Here is a 7,578-nt window from a genome sequence, read left to right on the forward strand (position 1 = left end):
TATAATTGTAAAGCCTTGAAGTCACTTGACTACAAGGTTATGCAATTAACTATAATAATATAGATAAGGAGGAAATTATGTTTAATTTTAAAGTGATGCTAAACAAGTTATTTGCAAAATTCAAAATGTTTTCAAACAATTTGTTTTATATAGGAGGCAATGATGCACTACCACCTCCTTTGACTAAGGATGAAGAAGATGAATTGGTAGTAAGACTTGATACAGGAGATAAAAGTGTAAGAGCCACCTTAATTGAGAGAAATTTAAGGTTAGTAGTTTATATTGCAAGAAAGTTTGAAAACACAGGAGTGAATATTGAGGATTTGATTTCAGTAGGAACTATAGGGCTTATTAAAGCAGTTAATACATTTGATCCTGAAAAGAAAATTAAGCTTGCTACATACGGGTCACGATGTATTGAAAATGAAATTCTGATGTATCTTAGGAGAAATAGTAAAATTAAAACTGAAATTTCTCTTTATGAGCCTCTAAATGTTGATTGGGATGGCAATGAATTATTGCTTTCTGATATAATTGGCACTGACAATGATGTGGTTTACAATATTATAGAAGAAGATGTAGATAAGCAATTACTTTGGCTTGCCATGCAACGGTTAAACTCAAGAGAAAAAGAAATTGTTCAACTAAGATTTGGATTAAATGGAACCACAGAAAAAACACAAAAAGAAGTTGCTGATATACTTGGAATATCACAGTCATATATCTCAAGGCTTGAAAAAAGAATAATAAAAAGGTTGCAAAAGGAAATTAATAAAATGGTATAAAGTACTTAAAAATGTATTATAAAATTACTTGAATTAGTATTAGGTACATGAAAACAAATAACAAGTCAAGAATAATATATTGACTTGTTATTTGTTTTCATATGCATTATTAAAAAAACAAAATTATAAATATATTTTTAGTGTCTTATGAATATAAATAATATAAGGCTGTAGAATTCTAAATATGCAGGTAAAAATAGTCTTTCTACATAAATACGAGGGGGTAAAGAAATGGAAAGCTTAATGTTTGCAATTAATAATTTAAGGCAGATGGAAATCATAGACATAAATTCAGGGTCGAAAATGGGATATATTAAAGACTTAAAGGTTGATTGTGATGACTATAAAATTATTTCAATCTTAATGCCAACTCAGAAATCATCTTGGTTTAATAAAAATAATAGTATTGAGATACCATGGGAAAAAGTAAAGAAAGTTGGTGTTGATGTAATTCTTGTAGATGGAAGTGATGTAATTATGGAAAACGAATAATAGACTATTTTAATCTATAAGATAAGTGTATAATGTTAGTATATTTGTTAACTATACTAGTAAAAGGACGTGAAGACCATTGAAGTGTCCATATTGCAGTTGTGAAGAAAGCAAAGTTGTAGACTCTAGAGCAACAGATGACAATATTGCAACTAGACGTCGACGTGAGTGTCTGCGGTGTTTTAAACGATATACTACTTATGAAAAAGTGGAAGATGTACCTATTTTAGTAATAAAAAAAGATTTTAATAGAGAATATTTTGATAGAACAAAGATATTAAATGGGCTAATGAAGGCCTGTCAAAAAAGACCAGTTTCAAGAAAACAAATTGAAGCCATTTGTGATGAAGTAGAAAAACAGTTAAATAATGAAATGCTTACAGAAGTAAAATCTGATTATATTGGAGAACTTATAATGACTATATTAAAAAATGTAGATGAGGTTTCTTATGTGAGGTTTGCTTCAGTTTATAGGCAGTTTAAAGATATTAATACATTTATGGAAGAGATAAGAAAACTTATGTCTAATGAAAAAAAATGCCTTTAGGCATTTTTTTAGTTTATAAAAATTAAACAATAATGAATATAATTTATATGGAGATGAAGTAATGGAGATAGAGTCTTTTAATAAATATAAATTTATAAAATTTCAAGTTGATAATGTAGTTGTTTTGTTTTCAACAGCAAGTGGTGGACTAAATTTTAATTGCCATACGGATGAAGGGTTAGCGAATCTAGAAAAAATAAAAACCTTTTATAATCTGCAATCTATTGGGTATTTAAATCAAATTCATAGTGATTCAATTTTCGACTTTGATGGTAATATAAAAGATGGAGATGCTTTAATAACAAATAAAAAAAATATAGCGATAGGTATTTTCACTGCAGATTGTGTTCCTGTAATTTTGGTAGATACTAGTAAAAATGTTATAGCGGCAATACATAGTGGATGGAAAGGTACAAACACTTTGATAGTAAGCAAAACTATTGAAAGAATGAAAGAGACTTATGGGACATTAACTAAAAATATTAAGGCATATATTGGACCGCATATTGGAGGGTGTTGTTATGAGGTTAGCAAGGAACTAATAGAAGAGTTTACTAGTAAAGAAATTTATAGTAATATTAAAATAAGTGATAATAATAAATTAGACCTAGAAAAATGTATTATAGCTCAGCTTAACGAAAAAGGTATAAAACAAAAGAACATTAAAATCACTAATGCATGTACTTCTTGTAGTAAAGAATATGAATTATATTCTTATAGAAATAGCGAAAATAACAATGGGAGAATGTTTTCATTTGTTTATATAAAATACAATTAAGAGCAATGTATGAAAATATGGAGGGATTAACATGGCTGAAGAAAAAGTATTAGTGGTGGATGACGAAGAACATATAAGGGAATTAATTAAATTTAATTTAGAAAAAAATGGATACAAAGTTATATGTGCTGACAATGGAATAGACGCTATAAAACTTGCTAAAGAACAAGCACCACAATTGATGTTATTAGATTTGATGTTACCTGGAATGGATGGATTAGATGTATGTAAAGAAATTAGAAAAGATTCTAACATGTCAGGCATGCCTATTATTATGATAACAGCAAAAGGAGAGGAAATAGATAAAATAATAGGACTAGAGCTCGGCGCAGATGATTATATTACAAAACCATTTTCAGTAAGGGAATTAGTAGCAAGGGTTAAAGCTATTCTTAGAAGAACTACTATGCAGATAGTTGAAAAGACTTTCAAAATTGGTAATCTGGCAATTGATTTTGGTAAACATGAGGTTCTAAAAAGTGAAATAAGAATTGATTTGACTTTAAAGGAATTTGAATTATTACAAATTTTAATAAAGAATAAAGGTAGGGTTATGACCAGAGATTTTTTACTAGATAAAATATGGGGTTATGAATATGTAGGAGAAACAAGAACTGTAGACGTCCACATAAGGCATTTAAGACAAAAAATTGAAGAGGATGACAAAAATCCAGCTTATATCCAGACAATTCGAGGTATCGGATATAGATTTAATTTTGGAGAATAATCATGAAAAAAAAATTATTAATATATTTATTAAGTACTGTAATTTTTATATTTGTAGTTGTAACTGCTTTAATTGTATCTATCTTTAATTATGAATATCAAGAAAATTTAAAGGATAAACTTCAAATAAATAATAATATGATAATTAGCTTATTAAAAAGTAATAATTTAAAAGATCATCAAATATTTTTCACACAAAACTTAAAGAGTTCACAATTGAGAGTTACATATATTGACAAAAGTGGTGAGGTGCTTTATGATTCGTCTGTAGATTCGAGTACTATGGGTAATCACAATGGCAGGCAAGAAATAATAAAAGCTAGAAGGAGTGCAACTGGATCTGGATTTGTAATAAGATATAGTACCACTACTAAGAAGAATATGATGTATTTTGCAACTGAATTTGGTGATGGTTTTATTATTAGAAGTTCTAATCCACTTAAAATTGTAAGTGGACTCGGTAGTAAATATTTTAAGATTTATATTTTAGCTATAATTTTTTCAGCGATAATGTCAATTTGGTTTTCTCTAAAACTATCACATATTATAGTAAGACCTATCACAGATTTGATTTTTATTACTTCAAGAATTAGTAAGGGCGAATTTCATAGGAGAGCTAGTATATTAGCCGATGGTGAAATAGGACAATTAGCTAAAAATTTTAATGAAATGGCAGACAAACTAGAATCTACACTAAACGAAGTTACAGATAAGCAAAATAGGTTAGAAGCAATTCTGCAAAGTATGGATAGTGGAGTTATTGCTGTTGATAGAAAAAATAGAGTTATAATAATTAATCCATATGCTAAAAAAATATTTGGTATAACTAAGGATATTATAGGGCAAAATCTTTTAGATAATATAAGAAATTTTGAATTAGAAAACATCTTACATCAAAGTGATGATGATTACAAAGAAATAAGAATATCTTGGCCAAAGGAAAGAGAACTTCGAATAAAAACTGCAGATATTATTAATGCAAATGATCATATCGGTACTGTAGCTGTTGTTCAAGATATTACTGAAGTGAAAAAGCTAGAGAATATGAGGACACAATTTGTTGCGAATGTTTCTCATGAGCTTAAGACGCCTCTGACATCTATTAAAGGATTTGCTGAAACATTAAGATATGTTGATGATGTAAAAACAAAAGAGAAATTTTTAAACATAATTAACGAAGAAGCTGATAGATTAACTAGATTAATTACAGATATCTTAACACTTTCACATATAGAGCAAAAAGAGGAAGTAAAACGAGAAAATATTAATGTTAACAAGATTGTAGAAGACGTGTACAATTTAATGAAAAATACAGCAGATTTAAAGGGAATTCAGTTATCATTGAAGCAACAGGATGTTAAAATATTGATAGGTGATGCTGATAGATTTAAACAAATGTTAATTAATTTAGTAGACAATGGTATAAATTATTCTGAATTAGGCAATAGTGTTTGCATCGGCACTGAGAGCAAACCGGATAGATTTATTTTGTGGGTACAAGACACTGGTGTTGGAATAGCAAAAGATCAAATTCCACGTCTTTTTGAGAGGTTTTACAGAGTCGATAAGGCTCGTTCTAGATCGAAAGGTGGAACTGGGTTAGGATTAGCCATTGTTAAGCATATAGTGCTAGAATTTAAAGGAAAAATATATGTAGAGAGTAAATTAGAAGTTGGAAGCAAATTCATAATAGAAATTCCATATTCAGAGTGAAAATAAAGCTATCACCTTAATAAAGGTGGTGGTTATATTTTTATTGAATGTAAAGTTTAATTAACATTAGCTAAACTATAGTTAACTTCAACATAATATAAAGTTAACTTTATGGGTATATTATTATAAGAGTAATGAGTAGTTAATAAAATGATATAAATTGAATGGGGGAAATATTAATGAGAAAAAAATATTTGAAAATGATGGTTGCTGCACTAACGGTTGTAATGACAGCAGGATTTTTTACTGGGTGTTCAAGTAAAACTGAAACGACTCCTAAAACCACAACTAAATCGAATGCAATCTCAGGTTCAATAACTTCAGCAGGATCAACTGCTCTTCAACCATTAGCAGAACTTGGTGCTAAAAATTTTAAAGTTAAAAATTCAGATGCAACTGTAAATGTTCAAGGTGGCGGAAGTGGTACTGGTCTTAAACAAGTTGGAGAAGGTAGCGTAGATATTGGAAATTCAGATATATATGCAAAAGATAAAGAAGGAATTGATGCAGCTGCATTAACAGATACTAAGGTATGCGTTATAGGATTTGCTGCAGTAACAAATCCAAAAGTTAAAGTAGAATCATTGACAAAACAACAATTAATAGATATATTTACAGGTAAGATAAAAAACTGGAAAGAAGTTGGCGGGGCTGACATCAAAGTTACTATTATAAATAGACCAAAATCTTCAGGTACTAGAGCAACATTTAAAGAATTTGCTTTGGATAAAAAAGAAGAGGCAACTGGTTTAACTCAAGATTCAAGTGGATCTGTTAAGCAGGCAGTTAAACAAACAGATGGAGCAATCAGTTACTTAGCATTATCATATTTTGCTGATGCAACCAATAAAGAAGGTTTAAACATATTGAAAATAGATGGTGCTGAAGCAACGGCTGCCAATATAAGTACAGATAAATATAAAATTTGGTCATACGAGCATATGTATACTAAAGGTGCATCTACTGGAATAACAAAAGCATATTTAGATTATATGACTAGTTCTGAAATGCATGCATCAATAACAAAATTAGGATATATTCCAATGGCTGATATGAAAGTTAAAAGAGATTAATGTTATCTAAAGGTTGGATAAAACCAACCTTTATTTTTCATTAAAATAATTTTTTGAGGTAAAATATTATGAAAAAAAATGATGCTAAAAAAAAGATGCTAAAGCTAAAAAAAGACTTTGGAAAATTAACATTAAAGCTTAAAAATGAATATTTAGGACGTGGTTTTGCAACCTTTTGTGGTGCGATTATAGTGGTTCTTACTTTTTCAATAATAATATTTTTAACTGCTAAAGGGTTAAACACGTTTATTAAACATGGCTACTCAATATTTCATTTTATATTTTCTGGAAATTGGGACCCTGAGGGTAGCGGAGAATCTTCAATTCCTCAATTTGGAACTTTAATATTTATTTTTGGTTCTACAATAGTATCTTTTCTTGCGGTACTAGTAAGTGCACCTGTAGGGGTAGCACTAGCTGTATTTATGAATTTGATTTCACCAAAAATAGGATCTAAAGTCCTTCAACCTGCCGTGGAGTTGTTTGTTGGAATTCCATCTGTTGTTTATGGGTGGATAGGTGTAAGCGTATTAGTTCCTATTATAAAAGTATTTTTTGGAGGAATAGGATTTAGTTTACTTGCAGGTGTACTTGTTATAAGTGTAATGATTTTACCAACAATAACAAGCATTTCATCGGATGCTATAAGAACTATTCCCAAAGATTATATAGAAGCATCTTATGGGCTTGGTGCAACAAGGTGGCAAACTATAATTAAAGTGATTATACCTGCAGCTAAAAGTGGAATACTTACAAGTATTGTACTTGGAGTATCAAGAGCATTTGGAGAGGCACTTGCAGTGCAAATGGTTATTGGAAACTCAGTTACTTTTCCTAAGGGGTTACTTGGAACAACAACTACATTAACAAGTATACTTACTATGGATATGTCAAATACAATAAATGGAACAGCTTGGAATGATGCATTATGGTCAATAGCATTGCTATTGCTAGTAATATCATTTATATTTATAATTATTATTAGAAAAATAGGAAAAAGAGGTGAGCAGTAATGAGTGCTAAACTTAAAGATAAAATTGCAACAATAGTTTTGTACATAGTTTCTGCTTTAGTAATTCTTTTGCTTGTAAGTCTTATTGGATACATAGTATATAATGGAAGAGAGTCATTAAATTTAAAGTTTTTATTAGGTGAACCAAAAATTGGTGAAGCTGGTGGAGGAATTGGTCCCCAATTATATAATTCATTGAGTTTACTTGTAGTGACACTTATAATTACAGTGCCAATAGGAGTAGGAGCTGGAATATATTTAGCTGAATATGCAAAAAAAGGAAAGATGCTAAATATTATTAGATTATGTATTGAAACTATGGCCTCATTACCTTCCATTGTCGTTGGTTTATTTGGGCTTTTAGTTTTTGTTACAATGACAGGGTGGGGATATTCTCTTTTTGCTGGAGCTTTAGCCATAACTATAATAAATTTACCAGGACTTACTAGAGT

9 protein-coding genes are annotated in these 7,578 nt (G+C 29.5%); all 9 read left to right on the plus strand.

Annotated features, from left to right (window positions below):
- Nucleotides 1–77: 77 nt before the first annotated feature.
- On the plus strand, nucleotides 78–785 hold the full coding sequence (gene sigE / locus Q0649_RS16820; protein WP_216145701.1) for an RNA polymerase sporulation sigma factor SigE: 708 nt from the start codon (nucleotides 78–80) through the stop codon (nucleotides 783–785).
- 231 nt (nucleotides 786–1,016) lie between these two features.
- On the plus strand, nucleotides 1,017–1,277 hold the full coding sequence (locus Q0649_RS16825; RefSeq protein WP_298844704.1) for a YlmC/YmxH family sporulation protein: 261 nt from the start codon (nucleotides 1,017–1,019) through the stop codon (nucleotides 1,275–1,277).
- A gap of 79 nt (nucleotides 1,278–1,356) precedes the next feature.
- Complete coding sequence (gene nrdR / locus Q0649_RS16830; RefSeq protein WP_298844707.1) at nucleotides 1,357–1,824, plus strand: transcriptional regulator NrdR; 468 nt, start codon at nucleotides 1,357–1,359, stop codon at nucleotides 1,822–1,824.
- A 61-nt stretch (nucleotides 1,825–1,885) separates the two neighbouring features.
- On the plus strand, nucleotides 1,886–2,602 hold the full coding sequence (gene pgeF / locus Q0649_RS16835; protein WP_298844710.1) for a peptidoglycan editing factor PgeF: 717 nt from the start codon (nucleotides 1,886–1,888) through the stop codon (nucleotides 2,600–2,602).
- Nucleotides 2,603–2,633: 31 nt separating this feature from the next.
- Nucleotides 2,634–3,329 carry a response regulator transcription factor gene (locus Q0649_RS16840; protein WP_298844713.1) on the plus strand — a complete coding sequence of 232 codons (696 nt, stop codon included), beginning with the start codon at nucleotides 2,634–2,636 and terminating at the stop codon, nucleotides 3,327–3,329.
- 2 nt (nucleotides 3,330–3,331) lie between these two features.
- Entirely contained in the window at nucleotides 3,332–5,041 is a 1,710-nt protein-coding gene (gene pnpS / locus Q0649_RS16845; RefSeq protein ID WP_298844715.1) for a two-component system histidine kinase PnpS, read from the plus strand.
- A gap of 179 nt (nucleotides 5,042–5,220) precedes the next feature.
- Nucleotides 5,221–6,114 carry a phosphate ABC transporter substrate-binding protein gene (locus Q0649_RS16850; RefSeq protein WP_298844718.1) on the plus strand — a complete coding sequence of 298 codons (894 nt, stop codon included), beginning with the start codon at nucleotides 5,221–5,223 and terminating at the stop codon, nucleotides 6,112–6,114.
- Between the two features lie 95 nt (nucleotides 6,115–6,209).
- Complete coding sequence (gene pstC, locus Q0649_RS16855; protein ID WP_298844723.1) at nucleotides 6,210–7,127, plus strand: phosphate ABC transporter permease subunit PstC; 918 nt, start codon at nucleotides 6,210–6,212, stop codon at nucleotides 7,125–7,127.
- Nucleotides 7,127–7,578 (plus strand): PstA family ABC transporter permease (locus Q0649_RS16860; RefSeq protein WP_298844721.1); only part of this gene is annotated, 452 nt, incomplete at its 3' end. The genes pstC and Q0649_RS16860, both read left to right, overlap by 1 nt.

The sequence above is a fragment of the uncultured Clostridium sp. genome, from assembly GCF_937920395.1.
Taxonomy (GTDB): Bacteria; Bacillota; Clostridia; order Clostridiales; family Clostridiaceae; genus Clostridium_AD.